Annotated in this window: 13 protein-coding genes and 2 tRNA genes; 11 read left to right on the top strand and 4 right to left on the bottom strand. The window is 71.7% G+C overall.

Annotated features, from left to right (window positions below; all coding sequences use genetic code 11):
* Positions 1-123: 123 nt before the first annotated feature.
* A complete protein-coding gene (gene pepN, locus BU198_RS10640) occupies positions 124-2,724 on the bottom strand; it encodes an aminopeptidase N (protein WP_188296586.1) in 2,601 nt (866 codons plus the stop codon).
* A gap of 230 nt (positions 2,725-2,954) precedes the next feature.
* Between pepN and BU198_RS10635 the strand changes: the two genes are divergently transcribed.
* Positions 2,955-3,584, top strand: a complete 630-nt coding sequence (locus BU198_RS10635) for a DsbA family protein (RefSeq protein WP_317620058.1) — start codon at positions 2,955-2,957, stop codon at positions 3,582-3,584.
* Positions 3,585-3,664: 80 nt separating this feature from the next.
* Here the strand turns inward: BU198_RS10635 and BU198_RS10630 are convergent, their stop codons facing one another.
* Positions 3,665-5,083 carry an amino acid permease gene (locus tag BU198_RS10630; RefSeq protein ID WP_188296585.1) on the bottom strand — a complete coding sequence of 473 codons (1,419 nt, stop codon included), beginning with the start codon at positions 5,081-5,083 and terminating at the stop codon, positions 3,665-3,667.
* 266 nt (positions 5,084-5,349) lie between these two features.
* Between BU198_RS10630 and BU198_RS10625 the strand changes: the two genes are divergently transcribed.
* The 4 genes from BU198_RS10625 (at position 5,350) to BU198_RS10610 (ending at position 8,750) form a co-directional block, all read left to right on the top strand.
* Positions 5,350-5,949 (top strand): biotin transporter BioY, encoded by a 600-nt coding sequence (locus BU198_RS10625; protein WP_188296584.1) that lies wholly within the window; start codon positions 5,350-5,352, stop codon positions 5,947-5,949.
* A gap of 49 nt (positions 5,950-5,998) precedes the next feature.
* On the top strand, positions 5,999-6,484 hold the full coding sequence (locus tag BU198_RS10620; RefSeq protein ID WP_188296583.1) for a ribose-5-phosphate isomerase: 486 nt from the start codon (positions 5,999-6,001) through the stop codon (positions 6,482-6,484).
* A gap of 441 nt (positions 6,485-6,925) precedes the next feature.
* Positions 6,926-8,065 (top strand): PP2C family protein-serine/threonine phosphatase, encoded by a 1,140-nt coding sequence (locus BU198_RS10615; RefSeq protein ID WP_223244213.1) that lies wholly within the window; start codon positions 6,926-6,928, stop codon positions 8,063-8,065.
* Between the two features lie 487 nt (positions 8,066-8,552).
* Entirely contained in the window at positions 8,553-8,750 is a 198-nt protein-coding gene (locus BU198_RS10610) for a hypothetical protein (RefSeq protein ID WP_188296581.1), read from the top strand.
* A 33-nt stretch (positions 8,751-8,783) separates the two neighbouring features.
* On the opposite strand, the gene BU198_RS10605 is transcribed toward BU198_RS10610, so the two are convergent.
* Positions 8,784-9,575 (bottom strand): DUF6348 family protein, encoded by a 792-nt coding sequence (locus tag BU198_RS10605; protein ID WP_188296580.1) that lies wholly within the window; start codon positions 9,573-9,575, stop codon positions 8,784-8,786.
* A gap of 200 nt (positions 9,576-9,775) precedes the next feature.
* Between BU198_RS10605 and BU198_RS10600 the strand changes: the two genes are divergently transcribed.
* The gene (locus tag BU198_RS10600) at positions 9,776-10,339 is read left to right on the top strand and encodes a hypothetical protein (protein WP_188296579.1); all 564 of its coding nucleotides are present in this window, start codon (positions 9,776-9,778) and stop codon (positions 10,337-10,339) included.
* A 74-nt stretch (positions 10,340-10,413) separates the two neighbouring features.
* Here BU198_RS10600 and BU198_RS10595 read toward each other — a convergent pair.
* A tRNA-Gly gene (locus BU198_RS10595) sits at positions 10,414-10,484 on the bottom strand.
* Positions 10,485-10,666: 182 nt separating this feature from the next.
* Here BU198_RS10595 and BU198_RS10590 point away from each other — a divergent pair.
* The 5 genes from BU198_RS10590 to clpX all read left to right on the top strand — a co-directional run bounded on the left by BU198_RS10590 (position 10,667) and on the right by clpX (position 15,606).
* Positions 10,667-10,740: transfer RNA gene (locus BU198_RS10590), tRNA-Pro, on the top strand.
* Between the two features lie 305 nt (positions 10,741-11,045).
* Entirely contained in the window at positions 11,046-12,434 is a 1,389-nt protein-coding gene (gene tig, locus BU198_RS10585) for a trigger factor (RefSeq protein ID WP_188296578.1), read from the top strand.
* Positions 12,435-12,703: 269 nt separating this feature from the next.
* Complete coding sequence (locus BU198_RS10580) at positions 12,704-13,324, top strand: ATP-dependent Clp protease proteolytic subunit (protein ID WP_411293172.1); 621 nt, start codon at positions 12,704-12,706, stop codon at positions 13,322-13,324.
* Between the two features lie 51 nt (positions 13,325-13,375).
* Entirely contained in the window at positions 13,376-14,038 is a 663-nt protein-coding gene (locus BU198_RS10575) for an ATP-dependent Clp protease proteolytic subunit (RefSeq protein WP_188296577.1), read from the top strand.
* Positions 14,039-14,316: 278 nt separating this feature from the next.
* Positions 14,317-15,606: an ATP-dependent Clp protease ATP-binding subunit ClpX gene (gene clpX, locus BU198_RS10570; RefSeq protein WP_045696864.1), complete on the top strand. Its 1,290-nt coding sequence runs from the start codon at positions 14,317-14,319 to the stop codon at positions 15,604-15,606.
* Positions 15,607-15,770: the final 164 nt, after the last annotated feature.

Genomic DNA, 15,770 nt, shown 5'->3' with positions numbered 1-15,770 from the left:
ACGTACTGTGGCGGGCCCGCCGCGTTGCCGGCGGGGTTCCCCGCCCGGGCCGCCCCGGGTGGCCGCCGGTCCACCCCAGCCGCCCGGACTCCGCGGAGGTCCGAGCGCACGGCGAACGGTCCGTCAGACCCGGTCGCAGGCCTGTGCCCGCAGCGCCCGGGCCAGGTCGTCCCGGCGCTCCAGCACCAGGCGGCGCAGCGCCGGAGCGGCCTGCGGGTGGCCGGACAGCCAGGCGTCGGCCTCGGCCAGGGTCTGCCCGTCGGTCTGGGCGATCGGGAAGAAGCCGCCGACGATCCGCATCGCGATCTCGATGCTCCGGTCGGCCCAGACCCGCTCCAGCAGCTTGAAGTACGGCGCCGCGTAGAGGGAGGTCAGGTCGCGCTGGGAGGGGATCGAGAAGCCCCCGGTGTTGGCCTCGACCAGGGCGCTCGGCAGCTCGTCCGAGTCGATCACGGCGGACCAGGCGGCGGCCTTGGCCTCCGCGGTGGGCCGGGCGGCCAGGCACTGGGTGTGGTGCCGCTTGCCGCTCGCGGTGTTGTCGGCGGCCAGCTCGTCGGCGAGTTCCTCGTCGGTGGCCTGGCCGGCCGCGGCCAGGGCCAGCCAGAGCGACCAGCGCAGGTCCTGGTCGACGTCCAGGCCGTCGATCCTGGCGCTGCCGGACAGCAGGCCGCGGACCAGGCCGAGGTGCTCGGCGCCACCCGCGGTCTGGGCGAGGAACCGGGCCCAGGCCAGCTGGTGGTCGCTGCCGGGGACGGCCTCGCGCAGCTCGCGCAGGGCGCCGTCGGCGAGCAGCCGGCCGCCCTCGCCGCGCCAGGCCGGGTCGGCGTACAGGTCGACGGCGGTCTTGGACTGGGCGTGCAGCGACTGGAGCACGCCGATGTTGCCCTCCCGGCCGCCGAAGCGCAGCACCAGGGCGACGTAGTCGCGGGCCGGCATCAGGCCGTCCCGGGTGAGGTTCCAGACCGCGGACCAGGCGAGGGCGCGCGTCAGGTCGTCGTGGATGTCGCCGAGGCCGGTGCGCAGGGTCTCCAGCGACTCCTCGTCGAAGCGGATCTTGCAGTAGGTCAGGTCGTCGTCGTTGAGCAGCACCAGCGCAGGGCGGGGGAGGCCGGTGGCCTCGGTGACCACGGTCCTGGCGCCGGTGACGTCCAGTTCGATCCGGCGGGTGCGCACCAGGGCGCCGTCGGTGTCCCGGTCGTACAGGCCGACCGCGATCCGGTGCGGGCGCAGCACGTCCCCGTCCTGGAGCACGGCCAGCTCGGTGATCCGGCCCTCGGCATCGGTGGTGACCTGCGGGGTGAGCGCGTCGACCCCGGAGGTCTGCAGCCAGGCGGCGGACCAGGCCTTGAGGTCGCGGCCGCTGGTCTCCTCCAGCACCTCCAGCAGGTCGCCGAGTTCGGTGTTCCCGAAGGCGTGGCGCTTGAAGTAGCGGCGGGCGCCCTCGAAGAAGGCCTCCGAACCGACGTACGCCACCAGCTGCTTGAGGACCGAGGCGCCCTTGGCGTAGGTGATGCCGTCGAAGTTGAGCTTGGCGTCCTCCAGGTCCCGGATGTCCGCGGTGATCGGGTGGGTGGTGGGGAACTGGTCCTGCCGGTACGCCCAGGCCTTGCGCTGGTTGGCGAAGGTGACCCAGGCCGAGGAGTAGCGGGTGCGGGCGCCGATCAGGCCGTAGGAGCCCATGAAGTCGGCGAAGGACTCCTTCAGCCACAGGTCGTCCCACCAGCGCATGGTGACCAGGTCGCCGAACCACATGTGCGCCATCTCGTGCAGGATGACGTTGGCCCGGCCCTCGTACGCGGCGTCGGTGACCTTCGAGCGGAAGACGAACTCCTCGCGGAAGGTGACGCAGCCGGGGTTCTCCATCGCGCCGATGTTGTACTCGGGGACGAAGGCCTGGTCGTACTTGCCGAAGGGGTACGGGTAGTCGAACGCCTCGTGGAAGAAGTCGAGTCCGAGCTTGGTGACGCCGAGGATCTCGTCCGCGTCGAAGTACGGGGCCAGCGACTTGCGGCACATCGCGGAGAGCGGGATCTCCAGCGTGCTGCCGTCGGCCAGCTCGCGGCTGTAGTGGTCGCGGGCGACGTGGTACGGGCCGGCGACGACGGCGGTGAGGTAGGTGGAGATCGGCCTGGTCGGCGCGAACTCCCAGGTGCGGCTGCCGGCGGCGTCCTGCCCGGCGCTGTCCTGCCCGGCGGCGTCCTGCCCGGTGACGCTCTCGTGCGGCGCGTTGGACCGGACGTCCCAGTCGGCCGGGGCGGTCACGGTGAAGGTGAACGGGGCCTTCAGGTCGGGCTGCTCGAAGTTCGCGAACACCCGCCGGGCGTCGGCCGGCTCGTAGTGGGTGTAGAGGTAGGTCTCGCCGTCCACCGGGTCGACGAAGCGGTGCAGGCCCTCGCCGGTGCGGCTGTAGGCGCAGTCCGCCTCGACGGTCAGCACGTTCTCGGCGGCCAGGCCGTCGACGTGCACCCGGGCGCCGTCGTAGGCGGTGGCCGGGTCGAGGGCGCGGCCGTTGAGGGTGACCGAGCGGACGGCGGGGGCGAGCAGGTCGAGGAAGGTGCCCGCACCGGGCTGGGAGCAGCGGAAGGTGACGGTGGTGGTGGAGCGGAAGGTGGCGGCCGTCCGGTCCGGGGCCGAGGTCACGTCCAGCCGGACCCGGTAGCCGTCCACGGCCAGGATGCTGGCGCGCTGCTGGGCCTCGTCGCGGCTTAGGTTCTTGCCCGGCACGGCGGTACTCCTTTGTCCGGCTCGCACGGTGGTGCGCTGGGTGGTGGTGGTGCGGTCGCGGCGCGGGTGTGTGCTCCGCGCGCGCGGAGCCATCCTTTCACGCCCCGCACCGCCAGTACCATTGCACAGATCGCCGCGTCATCACCGGAATCAGCGGCCCCGGGCGGGCGTTGGCGTTCCGGGACGGAACACCTTCCTGCCTCGGATCACCTCATGAAGGACGACACCCAGTGACTGTCGCTGAGCGCAAGACCGCCGACTTCTGGTTCGACCCGGCCTGCCCCTGGGCGTGGATGACCTCCCGCTGGCTGATCGAGGTCCAGCGACTGCGTCCGGTGGACGTGCGCTGGCACGTGATGAGCCTGTCGGTGCTCAACGAGCACCGGGACCTGCCGGAGAACTACCGGGAGCTGCTGGACAACGCCTGGGCCGCGGTGCGGGTCTGCACCGCCGCCGCCGAGCGGCACGGGCCCGAGGTGCTCGGCCGGCTCTACACCGAGCTGGGCCTGCGCTTCCACAACCAGGGCCTGCCGCAGAACCGCGAGACCATCGAGGCCGCCCTGGTGGCCGCGGGCCTGCCCGTCGAGCTGGCCGACGCGGTCGGCACGGACGCGTACGACGAGGCCCTGCGCGCCTCGCACCAGGAGGGCATCACCCTGGTCGGAGAGGACGTCGGCACCCCGGTGATCGCGGTCGAGGGCGCGGACGGCGAGCGGGTCGCCTTCTTCGGCCCGGTGGTCACCCCGGCCCCGAAGGGCGAGGCCGCGGCCCGCCTGTGGGACGGCACCCTGCTGGTGGCCTCCACCCCGGGCTTCTACGAGATCAAGCGCACCCGCACGGCCGGCCCGTCCTTCGAGTAGCCCCGGAAACGGTCCCGCGGACGCGGCAGGGCCCGGCACCCTCGGGTGCCGGGCCCTCACCCTGCCGTGCGTCCGGACGGTCAGCGCGGGGCGGCGTCCCGGCGCTGCTTGAGCAGCCCGGCGGCGCTGAGCAGCGCGACCAGCACGCCGGCCGCGTACAGCTGCTGGCGGTTGCCCTCGGTGGTGGTCATCAGGGCCAGGATGCCCGCCACGGCGGCCATCGCGATCCAGGTCAGGTACGGGTAGCCCCACATCTTCACGGTGAGCAGCTCGGGCTCCTCGCGCTCCAGCCGGCGGCGCATCCGCAGCTGGACCACGCAGATGAACAGCCAGACCACCAGGATCGCCACGCCGGTGGTGTTCATCAGCCAGGTGAACACCGTCTCCGGCCAGAACTTGGCGGCCAGCACGGCGCCGAAACCGAACAGGCAGGAGGCCAGCACGGCCCTGCGCGGCACCCCGCCGCTGACCTTGGCCAGCGCCCTGGGGCCCTGGCCGCGGCCGACCAGCGAGTACGCCATCCGGGAGGCGCCGTAGATGTTGGCGTTCATCGCGGACAGCAGCGCGACCAGCACCACCACCTGCATGATCGTCCCGGCGCCGGCCACCCCGAGGTGGCGCAGCACGGTGACGTACGGGCCGTCGGCGACGACCGCCGGGTCCTTCCAGGAGACCAGGGTGACCACCAGGGCCATCGAGCCGATGTAGAAGATCGCGATCCGCCACACCGCGGTGCGCACGGCGTTGGCGACGTTCTTCTTGGGGTCGTCGGACTCGGCGGCGGCGATGGTCACGGTCTCCAGACCGCCGTACGCGAAGACCGAGGCGAGCAGGCCGACGATCAGCCCGCTGACGCCGGTGGGCAGGAAGCCGCCGTGGCCGGTCAGGTTCTCGGTGCCGGGGGCGCCGGGGCCGATCACGCCGGCGATGCCGAGCCCGCCGAGGACCAGGAAGGCGATGATCGCGGCGATCTTGATCGCGGCGAACCAGAACTCGAACTCGCCGAAGTTCTTCACCGCGGTGAGGTTGCTGACGCAGAAGAAGACCATGAAGAGGCCGACCCAGACCCAGGCGGAGACGCCGGGCACCCAGCCGTTGACGATCTTCCCGGCGGCGGTGGCCTCGGCGGCGACGCCGCAGCAGAGCATCACCCAGTACATCCAGCCGGCCGTGATCCCGGCCCAGGGGCCGACCTCCTTCTCGGCGTGCACCGAGAACGAGCCGGAGGCGGGGCGGGCGGCGGACATCTCGCCGAGCATCCGCATGATCAGCATGACCAGGAGGCCGGAAAGCGTGAACGCCAGGATGATCGCCGGGCCGGCGGCCGCGATGCCGGCGCCGGAGCCCACGAAGAGGCCGGCGCCGATCACCCCGCCGAGGGCGATCATGGACAGGTGGCGCTGCTTCAGCCCGTGGGTGAGCTGCTGGCCACCCGACGCCGGTTCTGCGGCCGTGTCGTCGGGGGTCCCGGTCGCCGGAGGCGCGGAGGTGGGGGCCATAGGGGTGGATCCAGACTTTGCGGAATGCGACATGAGCTGTCCAATATCCGGCGACCCCCCTGTCCATGCCAATAATGACCGACCCGGGACCACCATGCGGACCGGACCGGAACCCGGCGTGACGCGACCATGACCGAGTGTGGCGACGGGCCGGTTCCGACAACGTCCGAGGGCGGGGGTTTGTCTGAATCCGCGGCGTTCGCGCAGTGGATCAACGCGTAGGTTCACAGGTGTTCACTCACCTGGACCTCCCGGAGGAAACCCCGATGGCCACTGCCACCACCCCGATACCGCGTCGCGCCGTCCTCGCCGACCTGCTGCCCGCCGCCTCCACCCGCCTCGGCGCCCAGGCCCGCGACCTGGCCCTGGTGGCCGGCGGCGCCGCGCTGACCGGCGTGGCCGCCCAGCTGTCGGTGAACGTCCCCGGCTCGCCGGTGCCGGTCACCGGCCAGACCTTCGCCGCCCTGCTGGTCGGCACCGCGCTCGGGGCCCGCCGCGGCGTCGCCGCGCTCGCGCTCTACCTGCTGGCCGGCATGGCGGGCCTGCCCTGGTTCGCCGAGGGCACCTCGGGCTGGGCGATGCCCTCCTTCGGCTACGTGCTCGGCTTCGTCCTCGCCGCCGCCCTGACCGGCGCGCTGGCCCGCCGCGGCGCCGACCGCACCCCGGTCCACACCGCCGTCACCATGGTCCTCGGCAGCCTCGCCATCTACGCGGTCGGCGTCCCGTACCTGGCAGCGTCGCTGCACGTGTCGCTCGCCCGCGCCGCCGAACTCGGCCTCTACCCGTACCTGGTCGGCGACGCCCTCAAGGCCGCCTTCGCGGCCGGCGCCCTGCCGCTGGCCTGGAAGCTGCTCGGCCGGCGCTGAGCGCGCCGCCTGTGGAGTCCGGGCGCACGCGCATGCCACACTCATCCGCATGCGCGTGTACCTGGGCTCCGACCATGCCGGATTCGATCTGAAGAACCACCTCGTCGAGTGGCTGAAGGGGGCCGGCCACGAGCCGGTCGACTGCGGGCCGCACATCTACGACGCCGAGGACGACTACCCGCCGTTCTGCCTGCGGGCCGCCGAGCGCACCGCCGCCGACGAGGACGCCCTGGGCATCGTGATCGGCGGCTCGGGCAACGGCGAGGCGATCGCCGCCAACAAGGTCAAGGGCGTCCGGGCCGCGCTGGCCTGGAGCGTGCAGACCGCCGAGCTCGGCCGCCAGCACAACAACGCCAACGTGATCTCCATCGGCGGCCGCATGCACACGCAGGAGGAGGCCACCGAGTTCGTCGAGGTCTTCCTGAAGACCCCGTACAGCGGCGAGCCCCGGCACACCCGCCGGATCGAGATGCTGAGCGAGTACGAGACCACCGGCGAACTCCCGCCGATCCCGGCCCACCACCCGCAGGGCTGATCCCGCCACCCACAGGGCTGATCCCGCCACCCACCCTCCCCGACGGCCGGCCGCACACCCCCGTGCGACCGGCCGCCGCCGTGTCCGGGCGGCCCCGGCGCGCCGCGCGGAGGGCGCGGAACAGCCGCCCCGCGCCTGTGGGATCGGCCACAGACCCCGGCGTCCGGACACCCCCGCGCGCGGGGCGCACGCGTCGACCGCGCGCTGCGTACGCCCAACCCGGGTACGCCTCCTGACGGCACGACCGCACCCGCACCGATCGGCCGAAACCCGCTGGGCGCCCCGCGCCCGGGCAAGGCTGTCCGCCCCCGGCCCGTCGACGCCGGGCGGTACCCGTGGATAGGGTCGGACCCCATGGCTGGCAGAGCGCCGGGCACACCGCCCCAGACGACTGCGACGAGGCCCGGCGCCGCCCCGGCGTCCGAGTCCGTGACGGCCCGGTTGCGCAAGAGGGTCCGCCGGGTCCGCCGAAGGCTGCGCACAGCCGGGGTGGACTACTTCCGCGGCGGCGCCGCCGACTGGCCGGTGCTCTGCGCGCTCGCCCTGCTCGTCCCGCTGCTGATCCTGCTCAACATCTGGATCCCCGGCTGGGCCCCGCCCACCTCCCTGGTCCTGCCGATCCTGGCCGGCGCCCTGCTGCTGCGCCCCGGCAGCCTGGTGGTGCTCTACGCGCTGGCCGCGCTCGGCCTCTCCTCCGAGTCCGTGATCCACACCGGCCAGCGGGTCGCCAGCGACAACCCCGAGGCCTACACCTACGGCGTGACCCCGGGCGCGGCCCTGGTGGTCGGCGCCGCCGGGGTGGGCGGCCTGCTGCTCGCCCAGTTCCGGGCCAGGGTCGGCGTGCCCTGGTGGGGCGGCTCCACCATGCTGTTCGACCTGCGCGAGCGGCTGCGGGTGCAGAGCCGGGTGCCCGAACTGCCGGACGGCTGGCACGCGGACATGGCGCTGCGCCCGGCCGGCGGCCAGTCCTTCTCCGGGGACTTCGTGGTCGCCGCCCGCACCGGCCCCGGCCGGCGGCTGCTGGAGGTGGTCCTCGCGGACGTCTCCGGCAAGGGCATGGACGCCGGCTCACGGGCCCTGCTGCTCTCCGGGGCCTTCGGCGGCCTGGTCGGCTCGCTGCCCGCGCACGACTTCCTGCCCGCCGCCAACGGCTACCTGCTGCGCCAGTCCTGGGAGGAGGGCTTCGCCACCGCCGTCCACCTGGTGCTGGACCTGGACACCGGCGAGTACGAGCTGCTCTCGGCCGGCCACCTGCCGGGCATGCAGCGGCTGGCGGGGGAGGGGCGCTGGGAGGTCAAGGAGGCCGAGGGCCCGCTGCTCGGGATCTACGACGGTGCCAAGTTCGAGGGCGTGCGCGGCCGGCTGAACCGGGGCGACGTGCTGATGCTGTGCACCGACGGCATGGTCGAGGCGCCGGGCCGGGACCTCGGGGAGGGCATGGACCGGCTGATGGGGGAGGCGGACCGGCTGGTCCCCGGCGGCGGCCCCGGCACCGGAGTGGGCGCCGCGGCCGGACTGATCGAGACGGTCGCCAGGGACATCAACGACGACCGCGCGGTGCTGCTGCTCTGGCGTGACTGACGCCCGCCGGCCCGGTTCGGGGGCACATGCCGCAGGCAGCCTCAACTGTCAACCCTGGCAGCTGATCTTCAGCCAAATCGGATGCCCCGTCGACTGACCGGACCAGTGGCTTCCGTTACCCGCCCCCGACCGCTTCCCGGCCGCTCAGCACGCCCCGCCGACGATTCGTCAGGACGGCTCCGCTATCGTCCCGGTCGGCGGAAACTCGTCTCGCATCGCAGGATATCGGCGTTGGGCTGACTGTCAGACCTTTACGCAATCGGCACGGTCGACCACACTGAGTCCGGGCGGGACTGTTCAGGATTCGGGGGATGGGGGGCGTCACGTGCGGCACGACAGACAGCGGTCGACCGTGGGCTCCCTCACCGGCTGGTGTGCCGGACGGTCCGCGATTCCGCCTCGGGACCGTCGGACAGGCCGGGGTCCGGCTTTCGCAGGTGCCGCCGGGCGGCGGCACCCCGCTATGAAAACGAGGAAGTGAGTCCGGGTGGCACTCTCCGTCTCCGCTCTGGTCCTGTTCGCGATCCTGTGCATCATCTTCATCCGCAACAAGCAGCTGAAGATCGCGCACGGCATCGTCGCCGCCCTGTTCGGCTTCATGCTGCACGAGACCACCGTCGCGGGCTCCATCAACTCCCTGCTGTCCAACCTCGCGCACAGCATCTCCAGCATCACCGGCGGCTGACCGGGCGGGCCGTCCGTGCCCCCGCCGAGGGGGTCACCGGCCGGTCCGTCTGGCTTCCCGCCAGCGAGCGAACAGTCCCCGAGGGCGTGCCGCCGCCGGGGGCGGGACACGCATCGGCGCGGGTGCCCCGGCACCCGCCGCCGCGGCCTGCTCCGGTGCCGTCGGCTCGGTCGTCAACAGGACGAACAGGCGTGCCCAGCACAGTCGTTCGCCCCGGGGCCAGTCCAGCGCGCGCAGCGCCGCCGACGCCGCCTCCGACACCTCGCCGCCCACCCTGACCTCGGCGACGTCGTCCCCCGCCTTCCCGCCCAGGAAGAGCTTGACGCCCACCGGGCCCGGCCCGGTCAACTCCGCGCGCAGCGCGGGCGCCAGGGCCGGCAGCACCCGGTGCCCGGCCAGCCAGTGCGCCAGGTGCTCGTTGCCGAAGCCGAACACCGCGGCCGGCCCCTGCACCGCGTGCCAGCCGGGGAGCCCGGGCAGGGCCTCGTGGCCGGCCCGCGCCTCGCGGCGCTCCGGCGGCTCGACCAGCACCGAGGCGGTGGTGGTCGCCCACATCCGCACGGCGTTGGCGAGCTTCTCCTCCTCGGTCTTGCCGAGGCCGGCCGCGCAGTCCCACACCACCGGGGCGTCCGCCCGGCCCAGGTGGAGCACGAAGCCGAGGTCCACGTGCCCGGCGCCGTCGTCCCCGGGGTGCTCGCGCACCGCCACCGCGGTGGTTCCGGGGCCGCGGACCACCTCGCCGTCCGGGTGGAAGACCTGGCCGAGGCGCGCCATCTCCAGGACCACGCAGCGCTGTATGACGGCCAGTCGCTCCTGCGGACCCACCGGGACTCCTCCATCTGGGGAGCGCGGCGGCTGAGGTCGCGCTCGAACTGCGCTCGAACTGCGCTCGAACGCCGCCGAGGCTATCGGCCCGACAGCCCGCCGGGAAACCAGTCGGACAGCACGGTCCTCCGGTCGCGGAAATGTCTTGGATGCCCCACTTTGGGCAGCGGAACCTGAAGGCCGTCCGCCCGGAGACCCGCATGCCCCGCACCCCCGCCCCGACCCCGCCCGCCCTCCTCGCCCCCGGGCCGCCGCCGCCCGGCCACGGCCCCGCCGGCACCGGTCTGGTCGCCGAGATCGAGGCCTACCTCGCCTCGCTGCCCACCCCCGCGCGCACCCCGGTGCCGTACGTCTGCCCGTACGGCAGCACTCCGCGGCCCTGGCACGCCGACCACCCCGCGCCCCGGGCCACCCTGCTCGACCGGGCACTGGGCCGGCCCGCCCGCCCCGTCCCGGTCACCGCGGCCGGCCACCTCGGGCTCGCCTCCCGCTACATCGGGGCGTACGGCTGGCTCCAGGGCGCGATGTGGGACGAGGCCGGCCGGGTCTGCCTGCTCGGCGCGCAGGCCGCCGTCCTGGCCCACGGCTACGGCACCCCGGCCACCGTCCGCACCGCCAGGGTCCAGCTGATGGAGGTGCTGCACGCCACCGGCCGCCCGGCGCGCTCCCCGGACGAGTTCAACGACCGCCCGACCACCCGGGAGGGCGACATCCACCAGCTGCTGGACCGGGCCGCCGCCCGGGCCGCCCGGCTCGGCCTCTGAGGGCGCGCAGTCCCCGGCGGCCCCGGAAACGTCGACGGCCCCGGTGTGCTGGGCACACCGGGGCCGGACCGAAGAGCGGGCGACGAGAATCGAACTCGCGTGACTAGTTTGGAAGACTAGGGCTCTACCATTGAGCTACGCCCGCACGACGCTCCCAGCCGTCACCGGCCGGAAGTTCGGGGGACAGCCTACCTGGTCCGACCGCCGGAGCGCACCCCGGATCCCGCACACCCCCTGCGCGCCCGCGCGGTGTATGTCGCGGTCGCGCCCGCGCGGAACTGGCGGCGAGCCGTGCAGGCCCGGCGTGTACGCTTCCTCTCGGCACCACGGGGTGTGGCGCAGTTTGGTAGCGCGTCCGCTTTGGGAGCGGAAGGCCGTCGGTTCGAATCCGGTCACCCCGACAGTGCGGCAGGGTCTCGCCCACCGGGGCGGGGCCCTGTTCTGTGTGGGAGCCCCGTCATGGCGGTACGGTGGCGCCTGGCGTCCGCCTTTGGTGGTACCGGTAGGATGGAGCGCTGGCGGTAGTCCCTGTGGCGTCAACCCAGGTCAACCGCACGAGGGCGAGGAGTCAAGCTCACCGTCCACCCCACGGGAGATGCAGCTCCAACCGCCCATCGCCCGTCTCGTCCGACCCCCCTTCCGGCTCCGGCCGGGCGATGGGGACGGGCGGAGACAACCTGACCGCAAGCCCCTAGGAGACCTAACCGTGAAGAGCGCCGTCGAGACTCTGAACCCGACCCGGGTTCGACTCACCGTCGAGGTGCCCTTCGAGGAGCTCAAGCCCAGCCTCGACGCGGCGTACAAGAAGATCAACCAGCAGGTCTCGGTCCCGGGCTTCCGCAAGGGCAAGATCCCGAACCGGGTCATCGACCAGCGCTTCGGCCGTGGTGCCGTGCTGGAGGAGGCCGTCAACGACGCCCTGCCGCGCTTCTACACGCAGGCCGTCGACGAGGTCAAGATCGAGGTCCTCGGCCAGCCCGACATCACCAACATCGAGGGTGTCGAGAAGATCGCCGACGGCGGTGACCTGAAGTTCACCGCCGAGGTGGACGTCCGTCCGGAGGTCACCCTGCCGGAGTTCTCCTCCATCGAGGTGACCGTCGACCCGATCGCCGTCTCCGACGAGGACATCGAGAAGTCGCTGGAGCAGCTGCGCGAGCGCTTCTCCTCGGTCAAGGACGTCGAGCGCGCGGCCGCCGAAGGCGACATCGTCGTCGTCGACCTGGTCGCCAAGGTCGACGGCGAGGTGCCGGAGGACGGCACCGCCAACGGTGTCAGCTACGAGATCGGCTCGGGCCGTCTGATCGACGGCATCGACGAGGCCGTTCTCGGCCTGTCGGCCGGCGACGAGAAGACCTTCGAGACCGAGCTCAAGGGTGGCACCCAGGCGGGCAAGACCTCCGAGGTCACCGTCACCGTCACCGCCGTCCAGGAGAAGGAGCTGCCGGAGCTGGACGACGAGTTCGCCCAGCTGGCCAGCGAGTTCGACTCCCTGGAGGACCTGCGCGCCGACTCCCGCAAGCGCCTCGAGCGCATGAAGGAGTACGACCAGGCCACCCAGGCCCAGGAGAAGGTCCTGGACGCGCTGCTCACGCTGGTTGAGATCGAGTACCCCGAGAAGCTTCTCAAGGACGAGGTCGAGACCCGCAAGCACAACGTGGAGCACCACCAGCTCCAGCCGATGGGCCTCACCATCGACGCCTACCTGGAGACCCAGGGCAAGACCCACGAGGAGTGGGACGCGGAGATCGAGGAGCAGGCGAAGAAGGGCATCAAGACCCAGTTCGTCCTGGACCAGATCGTCGCGAACGAGGAGCTGGGTGTGAACCAGGAGGAGCTCACCGAGCACCTCATCCGCCGCGCCGCCGGCTCGGGCCTCACCCCGGACCAGTTCGCCCAGCAGGTCGTCCAGGGCGGCCAGGTTCCGCTGCTGGTCGGCGAGGTCGCCCGCGGCAAGGCGCTGGCCACCGTGGTCGAGGCCGCCAAGGTCGTCGACACCGAGGGCAACGAGGTCAGCTTCGACGACGAGGACGAGACGGGCGAGACCGTCGAGGCCGCCGCCGTCGAGGCCGCCGAGGAGAAGACCGAGGCCTGAGTGCCCCGGTAGCCCCCTGAGGCAACCCAGCGGGCCCGGACGCCGTACGGTGTCCGGGCCCGCTGTCGTCCCCTCCGGGCCCGCCGCGACCCTGCGCTCACAGCGAACAGTTCTGCGTGAGGGATTCTGCGGCCCGGCCTGCGCGTTAGGGTCCTTGGACAGCACCAATCACGACGTGATACCCGGAAGCTGTGCGACATCGTGAGAGCCGCGGAACGGCCCTCCAAATCGACTGAGCAGGTGGCTAAGTGACGTTCCCGCAGATGCAGATGCCTGGCCCGATGGCGCCGCACGCCGCCGCTGGTGACGTGCTCGGCGGTCTTGGCGACCAGGTCTACAACCGGCTGCTCAACGAGCGGATCATCTTCCTCGGCCAGCAGGTCGACGACGACATCGCCAACAAGATCACCGCCCAGCTGCTCCTGCTGGCCGCGGACCCGGACAAGGACATCTTCCTCTACATCAACTCTCCGGGTGGCTCGATCTCCGCGGGCATGGCGATCTACGACACCATGCAGTACATCAAGAACGACGTCGTCACCATCGCGATGGGCATGGCCGCCTCGATGGGCCAGTTCCTGCTGACCGCGGGCGCCAAGGGCAAGCGCTTCTCGCTGCCGAACGCCAACATCCTGATGCACCAGCCCTCCGCGGGCCTGGGCGGCTCCGCCACCGACATCCGGATCCAGGCCGAGCAGCTGCTCCGTACCAAGAAGCGGATGTCCGAGCTGATCGCCCACCACAGCGGCCAGACCTTCGAGCAGATCACCAGGGACTCGGACCGCGACCGCTGGTTCACCCCGGAGGAGGCCCTGGAGTACGGCCTCATCGACGCGATCATGCACAGCGCCGCGGACGTCCCCGGCGGCGGCGGCACGGGCGCTGCCTGAGCCCCGGCCCGCCAGACCACAGCCCCAACGCCCCGGAGGACAAGGACCCCCATGAACATCCCCAGCCTGTCGGCCGCCAAGGCCCGCGTCGAGGACATGCGCGCCGAGGGCCGTTACATCGTCCCGCGCTTCGTGGAGCGCACCACGCAGGGCATCCGCGAGTACGACCCGTACGCCAAGCTGTTCGAGGAGCGCATCATCTTCCTCGGCTCGCAGGTGGACGACGTCTCGGCGAACGACATCATGGCGCAGCTGCTGTGCCTGGAGTCGATGGACCCGGACCGCGAGATCCAGATGTACATCAACTCGCCCGGCGGCTCGTTCACGGCCCTGACGGCCATCTACGACACCATGCAGTACGTGAAGCCGGACATCACCACGGTCTGCATGGGCCAGGCGGCCTCCGCCGCGGCCGTGCTGCTCGCGGCCGGCACCCCCGGCAAGCGGATGGCGCTGCCGAACGCCCGGATCCTGATCCACCAGCCGTACACCGAGACCGGCCGCGGTCAGGTGTCCGACCTGGAGATCCAGGCCAAGGAGATCTTCCGGATGCGCGAGCAGCTGGAGCAGATGCTCTCCAAGCACTCCAACAAGTCGGTGGAGCAGGTGCGCGAGGACATCGAGCGCGACAAGATCCTGACCGCCGACGAGGCCGCCGAGTACGGCCTGGTCGACCAGATCATCTCCACCCGCAAGACCTCGCTGACCTCCTGAGGCCGGCTCCCTCCCGGCCCGTCAGCGGACCGGAGGGGCCCATCGGGGCGGGGCGCGCACCCGGGTGCGCACCCCGCCCCGGCCCGTGGGCGGGTCCGTGCGACGGCATCTGTTCGGTATCAATTCGCCCAGGGCGTAGGGCAGACCTGGCGAAGAGGACGGAATCACGGGCCCGACAGAGTACCGTCGGATACCGAGACCGAGCGCCCTCGGCGTTGACGGTCCACAGCACCAGGCCCCGGAACCCTGCGGGGCCCCTGGCGAAGGGGAAGCACCTCGTGGCACGCATCGGAGACGGTGGCGACCTGCTCAAGTGCTCGTTCTGCGGCAAGTCGCAGAAGCAGGTGAAGAAGCTGATCGCCGGCCCAGGCGTGTACATCTGCGACGAGTGCATCGACCTGTGCAACGAGATCATCGAGGAGGAACTCGCCGAGACCTCCGAGGTGCGCTTCGAGGAACTCCCGAAGCCGCGCGAGATCTACGAGTTCCTGGACCAGTACGTGGTCGGCCAGGACCTCGCCAAGAAGGCGCTGTCGGTGGCCGTCTACAACCACTACAAGCGTGTCCAGGCGGGTGAGGCGGGCCGCAGCGGCGGAAACGGCCGCGAGGACGCCATCGAGCTGGCCAAGTCCAACATCCTGCTGCTGGGCCCCACCGGCTCCGGCAAGACGCTGCTGGCGCAGACCCTGGCCCGGATGCTCAACGTGCCGTTCGCGATCGCGGACGCCACCGCGCTGACCGAGGCCGGCTACGTCGGCGAGGACGTCGAGAACATCCTGCTCAAGCTGATCCAGGCGGCCGACTACGACGTCAAGAAGGCCGAGACCGGGATCATCTACATCGACGAGATCGACAAGGTCGCGCGCAAGAGCGAGAACCCGTCGATCACCCGGGACGTCTCCGGCGAGGGCGTGCAGCAGGCCCTGCTGAAGATCCTGGAGGGCACCACCGCCTCGGTGCCGCCGCAGGGCGGGCGCAAGCACCCGCACCAGGAGTTCATCCAGATCGACACCACCAACGTGCTGTTCATCGTCGGCGGCGCGTTCGCCGGTCTGGAGCGGATCATCGAGGGCCGCGCGGGTGCCAAGGGCATCGGCTTCGGCGCCAACATCCGCTCCAAGCGGGAGTCGGACGCCAGCGACCACTTCCGCCAGGTGATGCCCGAGGACCTGGTGAAGTTCGGCATGATCCCCGAGTTCATCGGCCGTCTGCCGGTGATCACCAGCGTCCACAACCTGGACCGCGAGGCGCTGCTCCAGATCCTCACCGAGCCGCGCAACGCGCTGGTCAAGCAGTACCGCAAGCTGTTCGAACTGGACGGCGTGGAACTGGAGTTCTCCCGGGACGCGCTGGAGGCGATCGCCGACCAGGCGATCCTGCGCGGCACCGGCGCGCGCGGGCTGCGGGCCATCATGGAGGAGGTGCTGATGTCCGTGATGTACGAGGTTCCCTCGCGCCAGGACGTCGCCCGCGTGGTGGTCACCGGGGACGTGGTCTCCAAGCACGCCATCCCCACCCTGGTGCCGCGCGACATGATTAAGCGCGAGCGCCGGGAGAAGAGCGCCTGACCCGGGGCTTCGCACACGAGAGGGCCCCGCACCGGATCCTTGGGTTCTAACGGTCCTCGCAACACCCGCGATCTGTGGGAGTTGCGAGGACCGTGGGCGTTGAGCGTGCTGATCTTGCGGGATTGAGGGATCGCTTCCTTGCGCGGCTGGACGTTGTGGGGAAT

Origin of the sequence: Streptomyces sp. CBMA156, from assembly GCF_014596515.1 — a bacterium.
GTDB lineage: Bacteria > Actinomycetota > Actinomycetes > Streptomycetales > Streptomycetaceae > Kitasatospora.
The sequence above is the reverse complement of the archived record's forward strand: the minus strand, read 5'-3'. Positions and strand labels throughout refer to the sequence as shown.